Here is a 24,879-nt window from a genome sequence, read left to right as displayed (position 1 = left end):
CCCTGAATTTGAATGCCAGTTGCCAAGCAACGGTCCCTGATTATCGGGGCCTGGGCACACCCGTTGGAGGAACATGTGGCCCGATGACGGTCGTGCAATCCTCACCAACGATCGGATCCACTGTTTCTGGAACTGGATCATTTTCTGTGACGCTTTTCGCACAAAATACTGCCCTGCAAGGCAGCACAAATACTTGCAACTTCACGGTGAACAAGGTCGACAATACCTTACCGTCGATTACTTGTCCGAGCAACATTTCACAAAACGCAGCGCCTTGCACCGCAACAGTGACGTACACCACTCCGTCCGGTACTGACAATTGTACAGGTGCAACAACCACACGCATAGCAGGTCTTGCGAGTGGCGCCGCATTCCCGGTTGGTACTACAACGGTGACACACCGTGTCACAGACGGCTCAGGCAATTCGGCAACCTGTTCCTTTGCGGTGACCGTGACGGCCCCCGAGATGGACGTGAGCGGCAATAGCAATCCCATTGCCGACAACAGCGTGACGCCCTCCCTCACCAACCATACTGATTTTGGCTCGACTGGGGTGGGTGTGCCTGTGATACGAACGTACACGATTACCAATTCTGGCACCTCCAACTTGACCATTGGCGCAGGGGCCATCACGATGTCCGGAACGGATGCGAGCATGTTTGTCGTGGGCGGTATCACGCTTCCGGCTTCCATCGTCCCCACAGGGTCGACTTCTTTTACTGTGACCTTTACGCCAACTTCAAGTGGTGCGAAGACTGCAACGGTCAACATCGCCAACAACGACTGCGATGAAAACCCTTACAATTTTGCAGTGCAAGGGACAGGCATTGTCTCAGATCCAGATATGAACGTCAAAGGCAACAGTGTCCCAATTGCTGACAATGACCTTGTTCCCCACGACGGCAGACCATTCTGATTTCGGCTCTGTTTTGGTTTGTTCGGGCACGATCGTGCGAACTTTCACAATTGAAAATATCACTGGCGCCAACCTGACGATTGGCACGGTTTCCTTGACAGGCACACATGCAAGTGATTTCCTTGTGAACGTGTTGCCGGGTAGTCCCGTGGTCGCAGGCAATAGCACAACTTTTCAAGTCACTTTCAACCCCTCCGGCACGGGTTTGCGCTCGGCTACGATTGAAATAGCCAACAACGACCCCGATGAAAACCCCTACAATTTTGCTATTCAAGGCACGGGGAATTCAGACATTGTGGATCCGACGATTACTTGCCCGGCAAATATCAGTGTACCGGCTACCCTTGGGTTCTGTACCGCAACCGCTACTTATACCGCACCGGTGGGAGCTGACAATTGCGGTGTCCCGGTTACCACACAAATTGCGGGCCTCGCTTCTGGCGCGACTTATCCGGGTGGTGTTACAACCAATACATTCCGTGCGACGGACGGTTCCGGCAATACTGCGACTTGTTCGTTTACCGTGACGGTCACCGATAACCAAGCACCCGTGATCGGCAATCTTGCTTGCAATGCCAGTATGGCATCGGGTACCGCCTACAATGACGGATGGCAAACCGGCGACAATGATGGCACGGGATTCGGGGCATGGACCCTGAATGCTTCCACTGGGAATACATCTCAGGCCGGCTTCTTCGCCGGATCTTCGACGGTGAATGGAGCTGGTGTCGATTCGAATGGGGATAACGATATCAATTCGACCGGTAGAGCGCTTGGAATGTATGCCAATTCAGCGCAAGCAACGCAGGCCACCCGTCCTATCCTTGGAGTCTTTGGCAATGGCAGCAAGCTTACCCTTGAATTGGACAACGGGTTTATTGATCCTGGTCAAATCGTTGGCTTCCAAATCCAGAATTCCTCAGGGAGTAGTTTGGGCGAAGTCCGGCATCGCGGTGGTCAACCTGGCTACGAAATCGTCGACGCCATGGGCATTACACCTTTCCCGGGGGTTTCTTTTACCGATGAAGGCATCATCATCGAGGTGACCTCTACGTTGCCCGGTCAAGCAAGCATCAAGCTTACCCGCAAGGTGAACGGCGCTACGCAGACGCTGCCGATGGTGCTTTTCTCTGGTGGCGGCAACCAAGTGATTGGAAGGTTCATGGTGTTCAATTCGAATGCAGGAACTGGAGCCACCAACAATCTTTACGTCAATAACATGGTGGCTTGTATAGCCGCCTTGGGTTGCCCTGGAAACGTGGCGACCAACAATCAGACCGGCACTTGTGGAGCTCCAGTGAGTTACAATACGGTCGTAGCCGCAGACAATTGCGCGCCTTCTTTGCCGGTAACACGCACCACCGGACTTGCAAGTGGCGCAACCTTCCCGGTTGGCATTACCACCAACGCGTTTTTGGCAACTGATGGTTCGGGGAATACAGCGACCTGCTCGTTTACCGTCACGGTCACCGACAATCAGCTTCCCACAATCACTTGCCCGGCAAATGCCACTGCAAACACGGGCGTAGGCGTTTGTACCGCCGTTGTGAATTTCACTGCGCCCGTTGGAGCAGACAATTGTTCCGGTCCAATAACGGTGCAAACCACTGGATTGGCCTCAGGCGGGAGCTTCCCGCTGGGTGTCACGACCAATACCTTCCGCGTGACGGATGCATCTGGCAATTCGGCAACTTGTTCCTTCACAGTGACAGTTTCCGACCTTCAGGCTCCGAATGCCATTTGCCAAAACCTGACACTGCAATTGAATGGTACTGGAACAGGTTCGGTCGTAGCAGCAGCTGTGAACAATGGCAGCAACGATGCTTGTGGCATCAGTACGATGACCGTAAATGGTGGGGCCTCCGTTGCCTATTCTTGTGCAAACATTGGCGCCAACAACGTGACTTTGCTTGTCACAGACGTCAATGGCAATACAGCAACCTGCACTTCGGTTGTCACCGTAGCCGATACGGTGCGTCCGACAGCGATTTGCCGGAATGTCACTGCACAATTGAATGGTGCCGGCCTCGTGCTTGTCACGGGTGCGATGGTCAACAATGGCAGCACGGATGCTTGCGGAGTGGGTGGATTGCTGGTGAATGGCGGCGTGAATGTCAACTTTGGCTGCGCGAATGTCGGGACCAACAACGTGATCCTTCGCGTTACAGATGTGAATGGCAATTCCGCAACCTGTACTTCGGTGGTGACGGTAGCAGATACCATTCGCCCCGTAGCGATTTGTAGAAACGTTGTTTCTCACTTGAACAGCGGCGGAACCTCCACGGTCACAGGCGCGATGATCAACAATGGCAGCTCTGATGCCTGCGGTATTGCAACCCTGACCTTGAGTACCGGAAGTTTTGCCTGTATCAATGTCGGATCCAATTCGACTGTGCTTACCGTCACCGATGTGAATGGAAACACTGCCACTTGTACAGGAATTGTTTCCGTACTGGATTCGGTGAGGCCGGTTGCGACTTGTCGCAACATCACTGTGCTCCTTAATGGTAGTGGGAACGGAACGGCAACCGCAGCGGCGGTCAACAACGGTAGCAGCGATGCCTGTGGCATTGCAAGCCTGAGCTTGAGCAACAGTTTCTTTAACTGCAGCAATATTGGTGCAAACTCCACTGTGCTTACCGTCACCGACATCAATGGAAACACTTCGACATGCGCATCGACGATCACGGTTGTGGATGCAGTAGCTCCGAATGCGGTTTGCCAGAACCTTACATTGCAACTCAATGTGGGAGGCAATGCTTCGCTCACTGCGACTATGGCCAACAATGGCAGTAGTGACGCTTGTGGTATCGCAAGTTTGGTCGTGAATACTACCTCGTTTGGATGTGCCAATGTCGGCCCCAACAATGTGGTATTGACCGTGACCGATGTCAACGGCAACTCCTCCACCTGTACCTCAATCGTCACGGTAAGGGACACGATACGTCCGGTACCTGTTTGTCAGAACGTTACTTCCTTCTTGAATGGTGCAGGCACTTCAACAGTCATCGCAGCACAAGTCAACAATGGCAGCAGTGATGCTTGCGGTATTGCAAGCCTGAGCTTGAACAATGGCGCATTTACCTGCGCCAATGTCGGCGCCAACACGGTCGTGATGACGGTAACCGACAACAATGGCAATACCGCAACCTGTTCGGCTACCGTAACCGTCAATGATACCGTGGATCCCGTTGCTGTTTGCCGAAATGTCACCCTGCAGTTAAATGCCGGTGGCACTGCCACGCTTACTGCTTCGATGGTCAACAATGGCAGTGCCGATGCCTGCGGAATTGCATCGCTGAGCATCAATACCACTTCGTTTACCTGTGCCAATGTCGGACCCAACAGTGTCGTGCTGACCGTGACCGATGTCAACGGCAACAGTTCTACTTGTTCCTCCACAATAACGGTCGCCGATCAAATCGCCCCCGTGGCGATTTGCCAGAACCTGACCCTGATGCTGAACAATGCCGGCACTGTGGCACTTACCGGCGCGATGGCCAACAACGGCAGCAGCGATGCCTGCGGTATTGCCAGCCTCAACGTGAGCACGGGTTCATTCAGCTGCGCGAATGTCGGACCTAACAACGTTGTCTTGACCGTCACAGATGTCAATGGCAACACTTCGACCTGTTCCTCCATTGTGACAGTGCAAGACACGGTAGACCCGATGCCTGTTTGCCAAAATATCACTTCATTCTTGAGTGCAGGCGGCTCCTCCACGGTCACAACCACACAAATCAACAATGGCAGCAGCGATGCTTGCGGCATTGCAACGCTGAGCTTGAACAATGGTGCATTTTCCTGCGCCAATGTCGGTCCCAACACGGTTGTGTTGACGGTGACGGACGTGAATGGAAATACTTCGACGTGTTCCTCAACGGTGACAGTGGTCGATTCTATCGATCCAGTGGCCGTTTGCCGAAACGTCACCGTTCAGTTGAATGCCGGCGGCAATGGAACGCTCGCGGCTTCGCAGGTCAACAACGGCAGTGCCGATGCTTGCGGAATTGCATCGCTGAGCATCAATACCACTTCGTTTACCTGTGCCAATGTCGGACCCAACAGCGTCGTGCTGACGGTGACCGACGCCAACGGCAACAGTTCTACTTGTTCTTCTACAATCACGGTTGCCGATCAAGTCGCCCCCGTGGCGATTTGCCAGAACCTGACCCTGATGCTGAACAATGCCGGCACCGTGGCGCTTACGGGCGCTATGGCCAACAATGGCAGCAGCGATGCCTGCGGTATTGCCAGCCTCAACGTGAGCACGGGTTCATTTAGCTGCGCCAATGTCGGAACCAACAACGTGGTATTGACGGTGACCGATGTCAACGGCAACTCTTCCACTTGTACATCGGTCGTGACCGTGCAAGACACGGTGGACCCGATGCCTGTTTGCCAGAATCGGACTTCTTTCCTGAACAGCGGCGGCAACTCGACGGTTACTGCAGCACAAGTCAACAACGGCAGCAGCGATGCTTGCGGCATTGCAACCCTGAGCTTGAACAATGGTGCATTCACCTGCGCCAACGTCGGACCCAATACAGTCGTGTTGACCGTGACCGACGTCAACGGCAATACTGCGACGTGTTCTGCTACAGTGACGGTGGTCGATTCGGTTGATCCGGTAGCGGTTTGCCAGAATGTCACCGTTCAGTTGAATGCCGGCGGCAATGGAACGCTCGCGGCTGCGCAGGTCAACAACGGCAGTGCCGATGCCTGCGGCATTGCATCTTTGAGCATCAATACCACTTCGTTTACCTGTGCCAATGTCGGACCCAACAGCGTCGTGCTGACGGTGACCGATGTCAACGGCAACAGTTCTACTTGTTCTTCTACAATTACGGTCGCCGATCAAATCGCGCCTGTAGCTATTTGTCAGAACCTGACTTTGATGTTGAACAATGCCGGCACTGTGGCGCTTACGGGCGCGATGGCAAACAACGGCAGCAGCGATGCCTGCGGTATTGCCAGCCTCAACGTGAGCACGGGTTCATTTACCTGCGCCAATGTCGGATCCAACAACGTGGTATTGACGGTGACCGATGTCAACGGCAATTCTTCCACCTGTACATCGGTCGTGACAGTGCAAGACACGGTGGACCCGATGCCGGTTTGCCAGAATCTGACTTCTTTCTTGAATGGTGGCGGCACCTCGACGGTTACCGCAGCACAAGTCAACAACGGCAGCAGCGATGCTTGCGGCATTGCAACCCTGAGCTTGAACAATGGTGCATTCACCTGCGCCAACGTCGGCCCCAATACGGTCGTGTTGACTGTGACCGACGTGAATGGCAATTCTGCTACCTGTTCTGCAACGGTGACGGTGGTCGATTCGGTTGATCCGGTAGCGGTTTGCCAGAATGTCACTGTTCAGTTGAATGCCGGCGGCAATGGCACGCTTGCGGCTTCGCAGGTCAACAACGGCAGTGCCGATGCTTGCGGCGTTGCATCCTTGAGCATCAATACCACTTCGTTTACCTGTGCCAATGTCGGACCCAACAGTGTCGTGCTGACCGTGACCGATGTCAACGGCAACAGTTCCACTTGTTCTTCTACAATTACGGTCGCCGATCAAATCGCCCCCGTAGCTGTTTGCCAGAACCTGACATTGATGTTGAACAATACAGGCACCGTGGCGCTTACCGGCGCGATGGCGAACAATGGCAGCAGCGATGCCTGCGGTATTGCAAGCCTCAACGTGAGCACGGGCTCATTTAGCTGCGCCAATGTCGGATCCAACAGCGTGGTGCTGACCGTAACCGACGTCAACGGCAATTCTTCCACCTGTACATCCGTCGTGACAGTGCAAGACACGGTGGACCCGATGCCTGTTTGCCAGAATCTGACTTCTTTCTTGAATGGTGGCGGCACCTCTACGGTTACCGCAGCACAAGTCAACAATGGCAGCAGCGATGCTTGCGGCATTGCAACCTTGAGCTTGAACAATGGTGCATTCACCTGCGCCAACGTCGGCCCCAATACGGTCGTGTTGACTGTGACCGACGTGAATGGCAATTCTGCTACCTGTTCTGCAACGGTGACGGTGGTCGATTCGGTTGATCCAGTAGCGGTTTGCCAGAATGTCACCGTTCAGTTGAATGCCGGAGGCAATGGAACGCTTGCGGCTTCGCAGGTCAACAACGGCAGTGCCGATGCTTGCGGCGTTGCATCGCTGAGCATCAATACCACTTCGTTTACCTGTGCCAATGTCGGCCCTAACAGCGTCGTGCTGACGGTGACCGATGTCAACGGCAACAGTTCTACCTGTTCTTCTACCATCACGGTCGCTGATCAAATCGCCCCCGTAGCTGTTTGCCAGAACCTGACATTGATGTTGAACAATACAGGCACCGTGGCGCTTACGGGCGCTATGGCGAACAATGGCAGCAGCGATGCCTGCGGTATTGCCAGCCTCAACGTGAGCACGGGTTCATTTAGCTGCGCCAATGTCGGATCCAACAGCGTGGTGCTGACGGTAACCGACGTCAACGGCAATTCTTCTACTTGTACATCGGTCGTGACAGTGCAAGACACGGTGGACCCGATGCCGGTTTGCCAGAATCTGACTTCTTTCTTGAACGGCGGCGGCAACTCGACGGTTACTGCAGCACAAGTCAACAACGGCAGCAGCGATGCTTGCGGCATTGCAACCTTGAGCTTGAACAATGGTGCATTCACCTGCGCCAACGTCGGACCCAATACGGTTGTCCTGACGGTGACCGACGTGAATGGCAATTCTGCAACCTGTTCTGCAACGGTGACGGTGATCGATACAATTGATCCAGTGGCCATTTGCCAGAATATCAACTCCTTCTTGGACGGAGCAGGTAACTCCACGGTGACACCGAGCATGGTCAACAATGGTAGCAATGATGCTTGTGGCGTCAGCAGCACGACGATCAACAATGGCGCATTTACTTGTGCAAATGTTGGTGCCAATACGGTTGTTTTGACCGTGGTGGATGTCAATGGAAACTCCTCAACTTGCGCATCGACGGTGACGGTGATCGACTCGATCGACCCTACTCCGCTCTGTCAGAATCTTACGGTCTATCTGGACAGTCTTGGATCAACGTCCATCACAACAGGTGTGGTCAACAATGGTAGCTCAGACATTTGCGGAATCAGCAATTTGTCTCTGAGTGTCAGTGCATTCAATTGCAGCAACGTTGGGGGCAATACGGTGGTTCTCACAGTTACCGATGTCAATGCCAATACTGCGACATGCAGTGCGACGGTAAGCGTTTTGGATACGATCGATCCTGCAATTACCTGTCCCGGGAATCAGGTCTTGTTTGCAGATAGTGCGCTATGCGGTGCCATAGCACAGTGGAACGTACCCAATACACTGGAGAATTGCGCGGTCGACACGGTATTTTCCAACCATCCATCTGGAGCAGTATTCCCCATTGGAACAACGACCGTAGTTTATTCAGTAATCGACGTCAATGCCAATAGCAGCATCTGTGCATTTACGATTACCGTGGATCCTGTACCACTTCAGGTTGTCCTGAGCAGTCCTTTGCAAGGTTGTGGCTACCATTTGGCTTGTGCATTGGATAGCACGGCCAATATCGTCTCTTATGTTTCGGGAGGATGTTTGCCTTACAACTATTTGTGGAGCACGGGAGATACCTCAGTCAATCTCGGAAGTCTCCCATCAGGAACTTACTTTGTAACGGTTACCGATAGCCGCGGCACAACTGCACTTGACAGTTTGGTGATTACCGCACCTGCGCTGCTTCAAACCGCAATATCTGGCGATACTGTTGCCTGCGAATTTGCGAATACCGCTTCGTTGTTGACCACCACAACAGGTGGACAGGATTGTGCAGCTTATTCGTTCCTTTGGAGCACTGGAGCTACGACCGGCAATCTTGCCTCGTTGCCTGCGGGCACCTATGTTGTCACCGTGACCGATAGCTTGGGCTGCATGGCTACGGATACAGGGGTCGTGCAGTTGGGAATCATTCCTAGTCTCGATTTGGGTCCGGATACCCTCACTTGCCCGGGAATTCCGGTTGTTTTTGAGGCGCCTGCCTTGTATGCCGCCTATCAGTGGAGTACCGGATCTAGCAATTCGGTGATTACCATGCAAACTCCGGGTATGTACATCTGCCAAATTTGGACGCTTCAAGGGTGTACAGATACCGATACGGTTAACCTCCTGGAACATGTGGTGGATATGAATATCATCACGGCACTGGGTAACTTGTTGCTCTGCGACGGAGACACCCTGTTGTTACAGGGCGACGCCGGACTTTCCAATTACAACTGGAGTACTGGCGGCAGTACGCAGACGATTGCTGTGGCCGGATTTGGTGGACCCATTACCCTGACGGCAGTAGACACCAACGGTTGTCTTGCCATGGATACAGTGAATGTAAACTATGTTCCATTCACGGATCCTCAACCCGTGATTGCTCCTGGACCAACCGCACCGATTTGTATTGGTGGGACACGTCAATTGGATGTGCAGTCTGGTTACTTCAGCTATGCCTGGAGTACCGGTGCCACTTCCCAAACGATTGTTGTGAATGCACCTGGCGTGTATATTGTCACCGTGAGCAATGGATTTGGCTGCACGGATGTAAGCGATCCGGTTACGGTCTATCAAGTACCGCTCCCAACGCCAACGGTCGCGTATAATTCCGGGACATTGAGCACTACTGTGCCTTACGTCACTTATCAGTGGCTGATGGGCGGCATTCCGATTCCAGGTGCGGTGCAGCCTACACACCTACCCATTCAAAGTGGATGGTATTCTGTGGCAGTGACCGATAGCAACGGATGTGAAGGATTTTCAACGCAAATTTTTGTGAACCCTGTCGGGGTTACGGAAGAATTGCAGGGGCTTGTCGGTTTGACAATCTATCCGAATCCGAGCCGCGATGTGATCAATCTGAAAACAATCAATGCAATCGATTGGCCCTTGCAGGTTGAAATCTGGGACATGTTTGGACAGAAGGTGCGTGTGTTTGACATGGCACATCTGATGGATGTGGTTTCTTTCGATTTGAGTGATCTCGCCTCGGCACCCTACTTGATGAAAATCACCGCTTTCCGCAGGAATACAACGGAACAAACGGTTTTCCGGTTTGTGAAACAGTAATCGTGAGGAAATTTGAGCCTGCGCGAATGGTGTCCATTGGATCCGTTCGCGCAGGTTTTTTTAAACGATTTACCCTCGAATGTCAATTTCGCCCAGGAAATCAATTGGCTGATTGGAGTCAAAGTCATCGGCCTCCGAAAGTTGAATTTTGAATCAAGTTTGAAGGATTCCTGATATCAATGCGATTCGGATTGATTTTTTTACGTCCTTGAACTTTCAATCTGTCCATGCGGGATTTTCTGCAAATGGTTGGATGAGGTATTGTTCGTTTTTGATCGAATTTCAATTTTTCTAGAAATTATGAGAGTATTTACACGGAATGGTAATGGTGTTCCCCCACCATCGACACGGAACGCCAAGTTGTTCAGCCTATTGATGGCCTTTGTGCTTGCATCCACTGCGTTGCGCGCTCAAACGACATTTAATTACACAGGTGCGGTTCAGTCTTATACTGTACCTGTTGGGGTGACTTCGGTCACCATAGATGCAAGCGGCGCACAAGGCGGCGGAAGCTTTGGTGGTGCAGGCGGATTGGGCGCGCGTATGCAAGGCACCTTCGCTGTAACTCCGGGTGAGGTGTTGTCGGTGGTGGTGGGTCAGCAAGGCCTGCTTCAGGTAGGTGGAAATGCCCAGAACAGCTCCGGCGGTGGAGGTGGAACCTTTGTTTTCCGCACTGGTCCCTCCCTGTTGGTCGCAGCCGGTGGCGGCGGCGGAAAATGTAATTATACCAGTTCTGGCCCACTCCATAGTGATGCTGCAGGGCAAATCACGACTTCTGGCGGCGCGAGTTCCGATGGTAATCCTGGTGGAACAGGCGGTGCTGGCGGACCAGCCGGGCTATGGTCGGCTGTGGCTTGTGCGGGTGGCGGCACGGGTTGGAATTCCAACGGCGGTGGCCCCTACGGCGGCCTCGGCTACAATACCTGGACCGGCGGTCCTGGCTATTGCGGCGGTGGCGGCGGCGGATGTGGTGGTGTCGGAGGATATGGCGGCGGCGGCGGCGGCGGCAACCACTACGGTGGCGGCGGCGGTGGCGGCGGCTACTCCGGCGGTGGCGGCGGTACCGATCCTACCCATGGCGGCGGCGGCGGTTCCTTCAGCATTGGAACCTCACAGTCAAACACCCCGGGCTTCAAGACAGGAAACGGTGAAGTGGTTATTGTTCCGCTTGTTTCGCCTTGTGCAACACCTACCAACGTCACCGCGACACCTTCGGCAATATGCTTAGGCAGTTCGGCTGACCTTAATGCGATATCGACCGGAAACAATATCGACTGGTTTACCCAGCCTGTTGGCGGTGTTTCATTGGGAACAAGCGCAAGCGGGGCCAATTTTACGGTCTCTCCAACGGTCACAACTACTTACTACGCTGAAGCCGTGGGTACAGGTGGAAGCTCAGGAACACAGACATTTAACTATACGGGTTCAGTTCAAACATTTACGGTGCCTGTTGGTGTGACCTCGATCAGCATCGACGCGCGCGGCGCGCAAGGCGGTGGAAGCTTTGGTGGCGCAGGTGGCCTTGGTGCCCGTATGACAGGCAACTTTACCGTGACACCTGGTCAGGTGCTGTCAGTTGTCGTCGGCGAACAAGGTCTGCTTCAGGTGGGTGGAAATGCCCAAAACAGCTCTGGTGGCGGCGGTGGATCATTTGTTTTTGGCGCCGGTCCAACCTTGTTGGTAGCAGCTGGTGGTGGCGGTGGTAAGTGTAACTACACGAGCTCTGGTCCATTGCATGGCGGTGCTGCTGGGCAGATTACGGCAGGAGGCGGTGCCTCTTCTGACGGCAATCCGGGTGGAACCGGTGGTGCTGGCGGGCCGGCAGGCTTATGGTCAGCTGTGCCTTGCGCAGGTGGCGGTACCGGTTGGAATTCCAATGGCGGTGGCCCTTACGGCGGCCTTGGCTACAATACTTGGACCGGCGGTCCAGGCTTCTGTGGCGGCGGCGGCGGTGGCTGCGGTGGTGTCGGTGGATTTGGCGGCGGCGGTGGCGGCGGTAACCACTACGGTGGTGGCGGCGGCGGCGGCGGCTATTCCGGCGGCGGCGGCGGTACCGATCCTACCCACGGTGGTGGTGGCGGTTCTTACAGCATCGGCACTTCGCAAGTCAATACCGCAGGCTCCCAGACCGGCAATGGGCAAGTCATCATTGCTTGGAGCGGGGGCACTAGTTGCACGGCCTCCACGCGTGATTCGGTGGTTGTGACAGTTTACTCTGCTGCCTTGGCAGGCACGGTGATGGCAGACACCACTACCTGTGGCTACAATGTCTCCTGTGACGGTGCTGCGGATGGTGTAGCGACCGTCTCTGCAACCGGTGGATGCCCATCCTACTCCTACCAATGGAGCAATGGCGGAACGACAAGTACCGTTACCGGTCTTGCAGTGGGTACCTACACGGTAACCATCACCGATGGTGGAGGTGCAACTTCGGTGCAAACCGTCGTCTTGACTTCACCTGCTGTCGTGATTGCCAACGGCGTGACGACATCCACCTGTTCTGGCGACTCAACTGGAGACATTGATGTCACCGCAGCAGGCGGCAATGATTGTGCAGGCTACACATTCCTCTGGAGCAACGGTGCCACATCCGAAGACCTGACAGGATTGACCGCAGGTACCTATTCGGTAACGGTAACGGACGCAAGCGGTTGCACGGGAACGCAGTCATTCACTGTCGGTACATTTGCTGCACCTAGCCCTGCGATTACGGCGACTGGAAATGTGCTGACTTCGGTGCAAACTTGGAGCAGCTATCAGTGGTTGTTCAACGGCGGCAACATTAGCGGTGCCAATGCCAATACCTATACCGCAACGCAGAATGGCGTCTATTCCTTGATGGTGACCGATTCCAACGGATGTAGCGGTGTCAGCGACACGGTGCACGTTGTTTTGGAAGGCATCAATGCGCAATTGGGTGACTGGGCTGAATTGTCCATCTTCCCGAATCCAGCTCAGGACGCATTCAAATTGCGTACTGCAAGTCCGATCGGGTATGCGATCACGGTCAACATCCATGACATGTTTGGCCGCAGTGTATTTGCAAAGGGTTTGCCACAGTTGGGTCAGGAGGTCGATTTTGACATCTCCAACCTTGCTGCCGGAACCTATATGGTTGAGGTTTCCTCTGATTTGGGACAGCGCAAGTTGTTCAAATTGGTGGTGCAATAAGCCTGGGACAGAGATTTGAATACCGCTGGATGGATCTTCGGATTTGTCCAGCGGTTTTTTTTGTGGGAATTCGAAGGAAGAGGCCATTCATTTTCCGGAGATCGTGTTGAGTCAGGATTTGGAATGGGATTCGGTTACATTTTACCCTTGCCAAATTTGGGATTCTGCAAAAAAATCGCCTATTTACCTGAAATTATCGGGTTTGCCCAAGGTCTCGGTTTTGGAGAATGGTTTGGGAATATTTCCTTCAGCATTGGTCAAAGCTTGGTTCTGGGCATTTTTTCGCTGCTTGCTGGGGTTTTGGATTGACAATTAGAAAACAAAAATGAGAAACAAGAACAAAATCGGGACATTGTCCATGCTCTTGCTGGGGTTGCTGATGAATGGCAGCCTGTTTGCACAGCCATGTGCAACACCATCCAACGTGACGGCTTCGCCATCGACAATCTGTCCAAGCGGTACGTCTCAACTGAATGCTATTTCTACAGGAAATACAATTGATTGGTATACACAGGCAATCGGCGGGGTAGCAATCGGATCGAGTGCAAGTGGTGCCAATTTTGCGGTAACGCCAAGTGTCAATACCACCTATTATGCTGAAGCGATCAACACTGGCGGCAGTTCGGGAACACAAACATTTAGTTATACAGGTGCTGCACAGACATTTACCGTTCCTCCCGGGGTGACATCGATCAACTTTGACTTGCAAGGTGCTCAAGGTGGAATTGGATACAATTTGCCGCTTGTTACGCCTGGTTTGGGCGGACGTGTGCAAGGAACCATCACAACTACGCCCGGTGAGGTTTTGCAAATCAATGTCGGCGGTCAAGGTGGCGCTGGCGGCACAACCGTAGGTGGTACGGCTGGCTGGAATGGCGGCGGCATTGGCGGCGGATGGTCTGGCGGTCGCAGCGGCGGCGGCGGCGGCGGCGCGACGGATATCCGGAGAGGCGGTACTGCGCTCTCCAACCGCATCATTGTGGCTGCAGGTGGTGGTGGAACCGGCGTTAATCACTCAACGGGTGATGCTGGTGGAAATGGTGGTGGCTTGACCGGGGTCGCTGGTCTGACCGGTACTTATCTTGGCGGCGGGGCAACCCAATCGGCTGGAGGTACACCCAACGGTGTCCTTGGAATTGGCGGTAACGGCGGCACAGGACAAACCGGTGGCGGCGGTGGCGGCGGCTACTACGGTGGCGGCGGATCGGCTTGGGAAGGCGGCGGCGGCGGAAGCTCCTATTGCACCACGGTGGGTGCCACAAGTGTGGTGCATACCACAGGTTTCAGAACTGGAAATGGTTTGGTCGTCCTCACTTGGACGGGTGGTGTTCCTTGTTCGGCCTCCTCACGTGTGCCTGTGACAGTAACTATTGGCAATCCCGTAGTATCCAATGCGACTGCTACTCCTCCCATTATCTGTACGGGTGGCGCATCCAATTTGAGTGCTGTGTCGGCAGGCAACAACATCGACTGGTATTTGGTTCCTAGCGGCGGTGTGCCAGTTGGTAGCAGCGTCAGCGGCGGCAATTATACTGTCAATCCGCTCGCGACGACAACCTATTATGCAGAAGCAATCAGCACAAGCGGGTCTGGAACACAAACGTTCAGCTACACCGGTGGAGTGCAGACATTTACGGTTCCCAATGGTGTTGCCTCCTTGACGGTGGACATCAAGGGTGCCCAAGGTGGAAGCGGATTTCCTGCACTTGTGGGACCTGGCGGCAACGGTGGCCGTGTGACGGGTACAATTGCAGTTACCGGCGGACAAGTCATTAACATTTACGTCGGCGGAGCCGGTGCCAATGCGGTTTCTGGTTCTGGAGGAGCCGGCGGCTACAATGGTGGCGGTCAAGGCGCCGTTTATACGACATCCTACAGCGGCGGCGGCGGCGGTGGCGCATCCGATATCCGGGTGAGCCCTTATGGCCTTGCCAATCGTCTGGTTGTGGCCGGTGGCGGCGGCGGCGGCGCCTACAACTATGCCACCGCAGGCTATGACCGCGGAGGTATGGGCGGTGGCTTGACTGGCGAAGCAGGTTATGGCGGAAATACCCTTGGCGGTCAAGGAGCTGGCACAGGTGGCTCGCAAGCCGCAGGCGGTATCGGTGGTACTTATCCCAGCTATTGTACTGCCACCAATGGTGCAACGGGTATTGGCGGTGCAGGCGGAACTTGCACCAATTCCGGTGGCGGCGGCGGCGGCGGCTATTATGGCGGCGGCGGCGGTGTTTGGGGCGGCGGCGGCGGCGGAAGCAGCTTCCTCTCAGGCGGTACCCATACCCAAGGCTTCCAAACAGGAAATGGCTCGGTGACGATCAGCTGGGTCGGCGGCAGCGGCGGATGTTCATCCACCTCCCGTCTGCCCGTCACGGTGACGGTCGATCAAGCTTCGACTGCACCTACGAGTGTGTCGGGAACTCCTACAGTTTGCCCAGGTGGTAGCACCACCCTGACGCAGGTCGGCGCGGTGCTGGGAACAGCTGGCGTCATCAACTGGTACACCGGTAGCTGTGGCGGTGCCTTGGTCGGTACCGGCAATTCGATTACCGTCAATCCGACCTCAACTACGACCTATTATGTGCGTGCCGAAGGCTCCTGCAACAGCACCACCTGCGCCTCGATTGTCGTGACCGTGGACAATGTTCCGCCGGTAGCTAACTGCCAAACGGTTACGGTGACATTGGATGCGTTTGGAAACGGCAGCGTGGCAGCCGCTGCGCTCGATGGCGGCAGCACCGACAACTGTACCGTAGGTGCGATGAGCATCAATACATCCACTTTCAACTGCTCCAATGTCGGCCCCAATGCGGTGATTTTGACTGTGAACGACGGAAATAACAACAGCGACACCTGTGTGTCCAACGTGATTGTGATTCCTGCTCCTTTGCAAGGCACTATTTCTTCTCCTTCCAATACCTGTGGCTATAACGTCGCTTGCGCGGGCGGTAGCACGGGAACGGCAACCGCCTCAGGCGTAGGTTCTTGCCCCGGTTATACCTATTTGTGGAGCAACAATGCGACGACACAGACCATCACAGGTCTCGTTGCGGGCACCTACAACGTCCTGATCACTTCATCATCCGGCGCGATCCACACTGAAACCATCGTGTTGACCGAGCCTGCACCCATCGCTGCAACGTTTACCAATACACCAAGCTGTGATGGTGCTACAACCGGTACGATTGACGTGACGGCAACAGGGGGCAATGATTGTCAAGGATATACCTATACATGGAGCAATGGTGGTACGGGAGCTAGCATTACGGGCTTGGCACCTGGAACTTACACTGTGACCATTACCGATGCTGCGGGGTGCACATTTGTAGCATCTGAAACGGTGGCGAATCTCCCTGCACCCAATCCATTGTTTACCCAGTCGGGCAATGTGCTGACGTCAACCCAGTCCTGGACGACCTACCAATGGTTGATCGGGGGCAGCCCGATCCCGGGTGCAACTTCGATCAGCCATACGGCTACAGTGCCCGGTGTTTATTCGCTGCAAGTGACAGGCCCCAACGGCTGTGTCGGCACGAGTGCTCCGGTCAACGTGACAATTGTGGGCATCGACAATGCAATGGGCGATTGGATGGGACTGAGCCTGTATCCTAACCCTGCAATGGCTGAGTTCAGGCTGAAAACCGAAAGCCCGATTACTTACGGCATGACCGTGAATATCCACGACATGTTTGGTAAGCTTTTGGCTTCGAATGCATTGTCGGAGTTGAGCCACGAGGCATCCTTTGACATCAGGTCATTTGCTGCTGGAACTTATGTGGTGGAAGTGACCTCCGAACTCGGACAACGCAAGGTGTTCAGGTTGGTGGTGCAATGAGTTACTGATTTTTGATTCCTGATATGCCGCTGGATGGATCTTTTGGGTTCATCCAGCGGCTTTCTTTTTGGCTCGAATCGTTGCTCGCAAGGGCAATAATTCCACCGAAATTCGGGGCCGATCTGACATCTGGGGTTCGGTTTAAGAATCTTGACGAGATTTTCTTACATTTACGTTCAGCGTTGTGCCTTGGGAAGCGAAGTCCAGCTTCGCCCCGATAAGGTTTTCTGCCGCCATGGCATTTGAGAGTAATTGTAGAATCAATCAATTGAAGGTATGCGTACTTTTGGCATTTCATCTTGTTTTTCAATGAATTATCGTTCTCTCCGTGCAGGGACGTCATCGCTATTGGTGGCGTTTATTCTGCTTTTTTCCGGATGGCAGATGCTTTCCGCACAAACGGCTTGCAGTTATGTGATCTCCGGTCCTGCTGCTGGAACCTCCGTTGATGTCGGTGGCACATCGGTTGGTTTGGGAGATGATGCGATTACGGGTGCGCTGCCCATCGGCTTTAACTTCAATTTTTTCGGAGTTTCTTACAGCCAGTTTGTGATCTCTTCGAATGGGTTTATCAGCTTTGACCTTGCAGCCGGGACCGGTTGTTGCAGCGGGCAGGTGCTTCCCAACAATACTACACCCAACAATCTCGTAGCAGGGTTTTGGGAGGATTTGGCCCCCAACGTTGGAGGGTCAATCGGTTATGGTGTTTTTGGAACTGCGCCTGCAAGAAGGCTTGTGATTTCGTATACCAGCGTTCCACATTATTCAACCGGCATTCCTGTGACTTTCCAGATTAAGTTACATGAAAGCAGCAATGTCGTGGAAGTCGTTTGTATCGATTGTACCACCGATGGCGGACTTCATACCCAGGGGATTGACAACTTGGGCGGATCTGTGGCCTTTGTTCCAAGCGGCAGAAATTCGGCGAGCTTTTCCTCGGTCAATGAGACAACGACCTTTACGCCCGTCGATGCCACGATTCCTTCCATCACTTGCCCCTCCAACATATCTGTTGCTTGTGCGCAGACTGTAACCTTTAGTGCGGCTTCGGGAGCAGACAATTGTGCCTTTGCACGCGTGACACAGGTCGCGGGCCTTGCAAGTGGTGCGACCTTCCCCACCGGAACCAATACAGTCACCTTTAGGGCGAGAGACCACGGCGCTTCGGGAACATTTTTCAACGGCGCCGGTGGAACCTTCAGCTACAACGAAGGCGATTCCCCACAGACCATTGCATTGAAAGCCTGCGAATCTGTTTATGGAACTGGAAACTGCGTCGTCGGTGCATGCGGATCGTTTTCCTATTACTACCGTAGCGGCCATCCGAATTGCAACTGCTCTAAGGCTGCCGGTCAATATGAGTTTGTCTATGCCAATTCTGGATACACGGATGTCGGTCAAGATTATGGTGGCACCAATGCACCTGTGACTTATGTGCCATTCGTCAGGGTAAAAGGCCCCAATGGATGCAGCGTCCCCAATACATGGTTGGTCTCCAATGACCGCTTGGGTGGCAACTTCAATGACTGCAGTTTCACCGTGAACGTCGGTACTGGCGTCACGCCAGCCAATGCCGGGCCTGATCAAACGGTTTGTGGTACGGCCGTTACGCTCGCAGCAAATACGCCAACCGTCGGCACAGGCGCTTGGAGCATCGTTGCGGGTGCAGGCGGAACCGTGACAACGCCCGCTAGTCCCACATCCGGATTCACCGGGGTGGCAGGCACGACCTATACGCTTCGGTGGACCATTGCGCAAGCGCCGTGTGCCTCCTCGACCGACGACGTGATCATTACACTTCGCGCCAATCCAACGGCAGCAGGTGCCGGGCCGGATCAAAGCATCTGTGGTAACTCCGGTACCTTGGCGGGCAATACGCCGACCGTGGGGACGGGGACCTGGACGATCATCGCTGGTGCAGGTGGCGGTATCGTGGCGCCAACGAGCCCCAATTCGACCGTCTTTGGAGCCACCGGGACCACTTATACCTTGCGTTGGACGATTGCCAATGCGCCTTGCACTTCCACGACCGATGATGTTTTGATCACATTTGTCGGTACACCGACGACAGCCAATGCGGGCCCTGATCAGACATTGTGTGGCAGCTCAGCCACTTTGGCTGGCAATTCACCTACTGCCGGCATAGGTTCTTGGAGCATTGTATCCGGTGCAGGTGGCACCGTTACCACACCTGGTAGTCCTACTTCGACCTTTACCGGTGTCGCTGGAACGATCTATACCCTGCGTTGGACCATCTCCAATGCTCCCTGCACGGCCTCCACGGATGACGTGATCATCACCCTACGCGCCAATCCAACGACCTCCAATGCTGGCCCGGACCAGTCACTTTGTGGGACGTCCACAAACTTGGCAGGCAATACACCAACCTCTGGCACGGGAAGTTGGAGCATCGTCTCAGGTGCTGGCGGTAGTGTCGGCACTCCCACGAATCCAACATCCTCCTTTACAGGTGTTGCCGGCACGACCTACACCTTGCGCTGGACGATTGCCAATGCCCCTTGTACTGCTTCGACGGATGATGTTCTCGTGACGTTTGTCGCTTCGCCAACAACTGCCAATGCAGGTACTGACCAAACGGTTTGTGGTACCGCGGCGACCTTGGCGGCGAATACCCCGACGACAGGTACCGGATCATGGAGCATTGTTTCCGGTGCTGGTGGAACAGTTACTACGCCGGCAAGTCCGACTTCAGGTTTCACTGGAATTGTTGGAACGACCTATACCCTGCGTTGGACGATTTCCAACGCGCCTTGTGTTGCATCTACAGATGATGTCCTGATCACCTTGGTTGGTTCGCCAACCGTGGCTGCCGCTGGACCCGACGAAACGGTTTGTGGAACTTCTGCCACCTTGGCGGGCAATGCTCCGACCACAGGTACGGGATCCTGGTCGATCATCGCAGGCGCGGGCGGTACGGTTACCACCCCGACCAGTCCTACTTCGACCTTCACGGGTGTGAGCGGTACAACCTACACCTTGCGTTGGACCATTACAAATGCACCTTGCGTAGCTTCTTCCGATGACGTGCTGATTACCATTTCCAACCCAAGTACGGTTGCCAATGCTGGTCCCGATGAGGTCTTCTGCGGCCTGAGCACCACGTTGGCCGGTAACGCTCCAATTGTAGGGACTGGAACTTGGAGCATCATTTCGGGTACGGGCGGATCCATCGCCACGCCTACTAGCCCGACATCCTCTTTTACAGGTGTCGCTGGACAAGTTTATATCCTCCGTTGGACCATCACCAACCCGCCATGTGCACCTACTACTGACGATGTACAGGTTGCGCCCGACAACATTGCACCGTCAATTACTTGCCCAGCCAACAGCTCGGATCCGAGCTTGTCGGGCCAATGCAATTTGACAGTGGCTTACACGGCGCCAGTTGGCACGGACAACTGCCCAAGTGCTGTCACTGTACAATCGGCAGGTTTGGCCAGTGGGTCTTCATTCCCGGTTGGAACAACGGTCAACACATTTACCGTTACCGACGCATTGGGAAACAGCAGTTCTTGTTCATTCTCGGTTACGGTCACGGATGTACAGGCTCCGGCGGCGATTTGCCAGAACGTTACCGTGCTGCTTGACAATGCCGGAAACGGGGCTACCACAGCCGGCGCGGTCAACAATGGATCCTCCGATAACTGCGCCATCGCATCCTATAGCCTGAGCCAGCTGAACTTTGTTTGCGGCGAAGTTGGTGCCAATACCGAGGTGCTCACAGTCACCGACGTGAACGGAAATGCAGGCACTTGTAATGCCACCGTGACCGTTCAAGACAACATCGCGCCGGTCGCAGTGTGCACAAACGTGACGCTCACCTTGGATGTCAGCGGTAATGCAACGGCAACGCCGTCTGCGGTTGGCGCGGGATCAACCGATGCCTGCGGTACGCCAACGTTTGCTTTGAGCCAGTCCAGTTTCACCTGTGCTGATCTTGGCGCCAATACTGAAGTGCTTACAGCAACGGATGCAAGCGGAAATTCAAGCACATGCACTGCTACGATTACAGTGGTAGACAACTTGGCACCTTCGGCAGTTTGTCAGAACGTCACGGTGCAGTTGGACAATACCGGCAACGGTTCCACAACCGCTGCAGCCGTCAACAACGGCTCTTCGGATGCTTGTGGAATCCAGTCATTGGCCTTGAGCCAGACAGCCTTTGTCTGCTCGGAAGTCGGTGCGAATACCGAAGTCTTGACCGTCACCGATGTGAACGGCAATTCGACGACATGCAGCACGACCATCACGGTGGAAGACAACGTGGCACCGGCAGCGATCTGCCAAAACCTCACGGTACAATTGGACGGCACGGGCAATGCGAGCATCACGGCTGCGCAAGTCAACAACGGTTCGACCGATGCTTGCGGCGTACAATCCTTGGCCCTCAACAATGCAACATTCAACTGCGGAAACCTCGGCGGCACCACAGTTATCTTGACAGTGACAGATGTGAACGGCAACAGCAGCACCTGCACTCCCACCATCACGGTTCAGGACAATATCTCGCCAGTGGCGGTTTGCCAAAACCTAACGGTACAGTTGGACAACAGTGGCAACGGTTCGACCACGGCCGCAGCTGTGAATAACGGTTCGTCGGATAACTGCGCGATTGCAAGCTTTGTGCTGAGCCAATCGGCCTTCGTCTGCTCGGAAGTCGGCGCCAATACCGAAGTGCTTACTGCCACGGATGCAAGCGGAAATTCGAGCACATGCACGGCCACGATTACCGTGGTAGACAACTTGGCACCTTCGGCAGTTTGTCAGAACGTCAGCGTATGGGTCGATGCCGGAGGCAACGCCTCGGTTACGGCCGCGGCCGTTGGCAGCGGTTCCACCGACCCATGTGGTGTGAGCAGTCTGGTTTTGACGCCAAATGCCTTCACTTGCAGCAATATCGGCGCCAACTCGGCTGTTTTGACAGCAACGGATGGTAGCGGCAATTCCAGCACTTGTACGGCAACCATTTCGGTGATTGATTCCATCTTCCCCGTAATCGGCTGTCCTGGCAATCAAAGTTTGGTGGCTGGCCCTGGCTGTTCTGAAGTGGCGACTTGGTTGGCCCCTTCAGGAACCGACAATTGCGGCGTACCGACAACAGTCGGAAGTGATACATCCGGGACAACATTTCCTGCGGGTGTGACGACAGTCACCTATACCACTACTGATGCCAGTAACAATTCGTCGACTTGTAGCTTCACGATCACTGTTACCGCCGCGCCGCTCGTGGTCGGTGCTACAAGCCCATTGCTTGGCTGTGGATTTGATTTGGCTTGTGCCAGTGACACCAATGCTGTAGTAACAAGCACCGTCACAGGTGGTTGCACCCCATATACCTATCTCTGGAGTACCGGTGGTACTGGTGCAAGCGAAGGGAATTTGGGCGCTGGAACTGTGACTGTGACGGTGACCGATGGAGCGGGCGCCACTTCGACCGCCACCTATACTGTCACAGCACCTACTCCGATTGTTGCCGTCATCACGGGCGACAGCGTTTTGTGCGCTGGAATCAACACGGGAAGCCTTGTAGCCACCGTTAGCGGTGGTCAGACTTGTCAGGCATACGACTACCTTTGGAGTACCGGTGACACCACCAATACGCTTGTCAATCTGAGTGCTGGAACTTATTCCGTCACCGTCACAGATGCCGCAGGTTGTACTACAATTGCCACGCAAGTGATTCAGGCCGGCGCTGTTGCGACCCTGAATCTGGGGCCAAACGTCTCAAGCTGCCCGGGGGTATCTGCAACATTGTCGGCACCAAACACCTTCAACAGTTATCTCTGGAGCAATGGTGATACCACGAATTCGATCTCGGTGACGACGCCAGGAGACTACAGCCTCACTGTAACTTCCGTTGATGGTTGTGCTGCATCTGATACGATTACGCTGAATGCATTTGTCGTAGACAACAACACGATCACTGCAAATGGCTCCCTATCGCTCTGCGATGGCGACACCGTGGAACTCGTGGGCGATCCAGGATTGACCAATTACCTGTGGAGTACAGGTGCAACGACAACGTCGATTTTGGTAAGCGGCACGGGCGGCTCCATCACCTTGAGCACGACCGACTTGAATGGATGTGTCGTGGTCGACACCATTGTCGTGAATTATCAGCCTTGGACCGATCCACTTCCTGTAATTACGCCAGGACCCACGGTGGTGATTTGTGCAGGTGGCAGCGAAGTCCTGAGTGCAGGCACATACCAGAGCTATCTTTGGAGCACGGGAGCCACCACGGCAACGATTTCTGTCACAACCGCCGGAAACTATCAAGTTACCGTGACGAATGCTGCAGGATGTTCCAAGGTCAGTGCTGCGGTGGCAGTAACGGTAGCGCCCAATCCGACGCCAGTTTTGGTTCTCAACAGCGGTACGTTGTCTACAACGCAGACTTACAGCACCTATCAATGGTTGCTGAATGGAAACCAGATTCCCGGAGCCATCAATGCTACCTATACACCTGCATTGGCTGGAACCTATAGTGTTACGGTTACAGACAGCAATGGCTGTACTGGCACGAGCAATACGGAGTTTGTCGACCCTGTTGCCGTTGGGGAAGCTTTCAACGAATTGAACGGATTGCAATTGTACCCAAATCCGAGCATGGGAACGGTGAATTTGCGTACGATGAGCCCCATTGATTGGCCGATGACGGTCGAAATCTGGGACATGTTTGGCAAGAAAGTGAATGCTTTTGAAATGGCTCACCTGATGGATGTGGCTTCGTTTGACCTTTCCAATATTGCCGCCGGTACATATTTGATGAAAATCACCAGCTTCCGCAGAAACACCACACAGCAAACTGTGATGCGGTTTGTCGTGGAATAATTCAAGAAATATATAATTTGGAACGGGGTAGCAGCGGAAGTTGTTACCCCGTTCCACGTTGTGTCATAGACCTTCGAGCTACCTCAATGAATGCAAATTAATTTCCGTCCAGAAATATTAGAATGACATTAGAATACAGACGTGTTTTTGATGGCAATTCTTTTTTTCATAGATTTAGTAGACTTTATTATCGGTGCATTCCTATTCCTTGATCTTGTTTTTAGTTGGATGGGCATAGCAGCCAGTTTTTAGGGGAATAGGACAACGTTTTTTTGTAGGATGGTTAGATCAATCGAAGAACTGTACTTGTTGTTCTTGTTGGTGAATGGGGTAGTATTTAGGGGGGCAAATTCTCTTCCTCATGCATGTCATGTGCCTCATTCTCATCGATCAATTCTAGCCTTACGATCCTTCGCATTTGAAACAAATCCAGTCACCGTTTCCCAAAGGATTGCGTTTGCAACCTGGTTTGAAAACATTTTCTTCCTTCGTGTTCCCTTAAATCGTTGATATGAAAGCGCTTTTGAAAATCAAATTCGTCCTTTTGCTGTCTTGTTTTGTATTTGCTTCAGGTGCAATCAAGGCGCAAGACGCAGCCTCGGAGTCCGTGCAATCACACGCTCCAGTTTCAGGGCAGCCACTTTTGCAAGTGAACGAAGGGAACCTTGGTGAAGGAGTGGTAACCGACATTTCTGTCACTGAATTTGAGTCCATGACCGTTGAAAGGAAGCAATTTGTAAAGGCAAACCCCGACCGGTTTCGGTTGTTGGATGCCGGCACGGTAGAGGTTGCGAGGCCGCAAGGAAATGAGGAATTAGGCCTTGAACCTAATCAGGGAGCACCAGAAAAGTACAAATTAAGTAAGGAAGAACTAAGGACGGTCAGCCCTGAAAAGCTGGAATACATGAAGGCTCATCCACAGATGTACGACCTTACCGAGTTGGATCAGCAGTAATTAATTGGTGTCAATCAAGCCATTTTTGGAA

General features: G+C 53.9%; 6 protein-coding genes. All 6 read left to right on the top strand.

From position 1 onward, the window contains the following. The first annotated feature begins 8 nt into the window (after positions 1 to 8). The 6 genes from IPN95_23935 to IPN95_23910 all read left to right on the top strand — a co-directional run bounded on the left by IPN95_23935 (position 9) and on the right by IPN95_23910 (position 24,848). Positions 9 to 917 (top strand): choice-of-anchor D domain-containing protein, encoded by a 909-nt coding sequence (locus tag IPN95_23935; GenBank protein MBK9452417.1) that lies wholly within the window; start codon positions 9 to 11, stop codon positions 915 to 917. Next, positions 883 to 10,035 (top strand): HYR domain-containing protein, encoded by a 9,153-nt coding sequence (locus tag IPN95_23930; protein ID MBK9452416.1) that lies wholly within the window; start codon positions 883 to 885, stop codon positions 10,033 to 10,035. Before IPN95_23935 ends, IPN95_23930 begins: the two co-directional genes overlap by 35 nt. Before the next feature lie 2,238 nt (positions 10,036 to 12,273). Further along, complete coding sequence (locus IPN95_23925) at positions 12,274 to 13,206, top strand: T9SS type A sorting domain-containing protein (protein ID MBK9452415.1); 933 nt, start codon at positions 12,274 to 12,276, stop codon at positions 13,204 to 13,206. A 325-nt stretch (positions 13,207 to 13,531) separates the two neighbouring features. Continuing rightward, on the top strand, positions 13,532 to 17,038 hold the full coding sequence (locus IPN95_23920; GenBank protein ID MBK9452414.1) for a T9SS type A sorting domain-containing protein: 3,507 nt from the start codon (positions 13,532 to 13,534) through the stop codon (positions 17,036 to 17,038). A gap of 309 nt (positions 17,039 to 17,347) precedes the next feature. Beyond that, positions 17,348 to 23,893 (top strand): HYR domain-containing protein, encoded by a 6,546-nt coding sequence (locus tag IPN95_23915; protein ID MBK9452413.1) that lies wholly within the window; start codon positions 17,348 to 17,350, stop codon positions 23,891 to 23,893. Between the two features lie 511 nt (positions 23,894 to 24,404). After that, a complete protein-coding gene (locus IPN95_23910) occupies positions 24,405 to 24,848 on the top strand; it encodes a hypothetical protein (GenBank protein ID MBK9452412.1) in 444 nt (147 codons plus the stop codon). The last annotated feature ends 31 nt before the right edge of the window (positions 24,849 to 24,879 follow it).

The organism is Bacteroidota bacterium (assembly GCA_016718825.1).
GTDB lineage: Bacteria > Bacteroidota > Bacteroidia > J057 > JADKCL01 > JADKCL01.
Note: the sequence above shows the minus strand (reverse complement) of the source record. Positions and strands in the feature narration are given on the sequence as shown.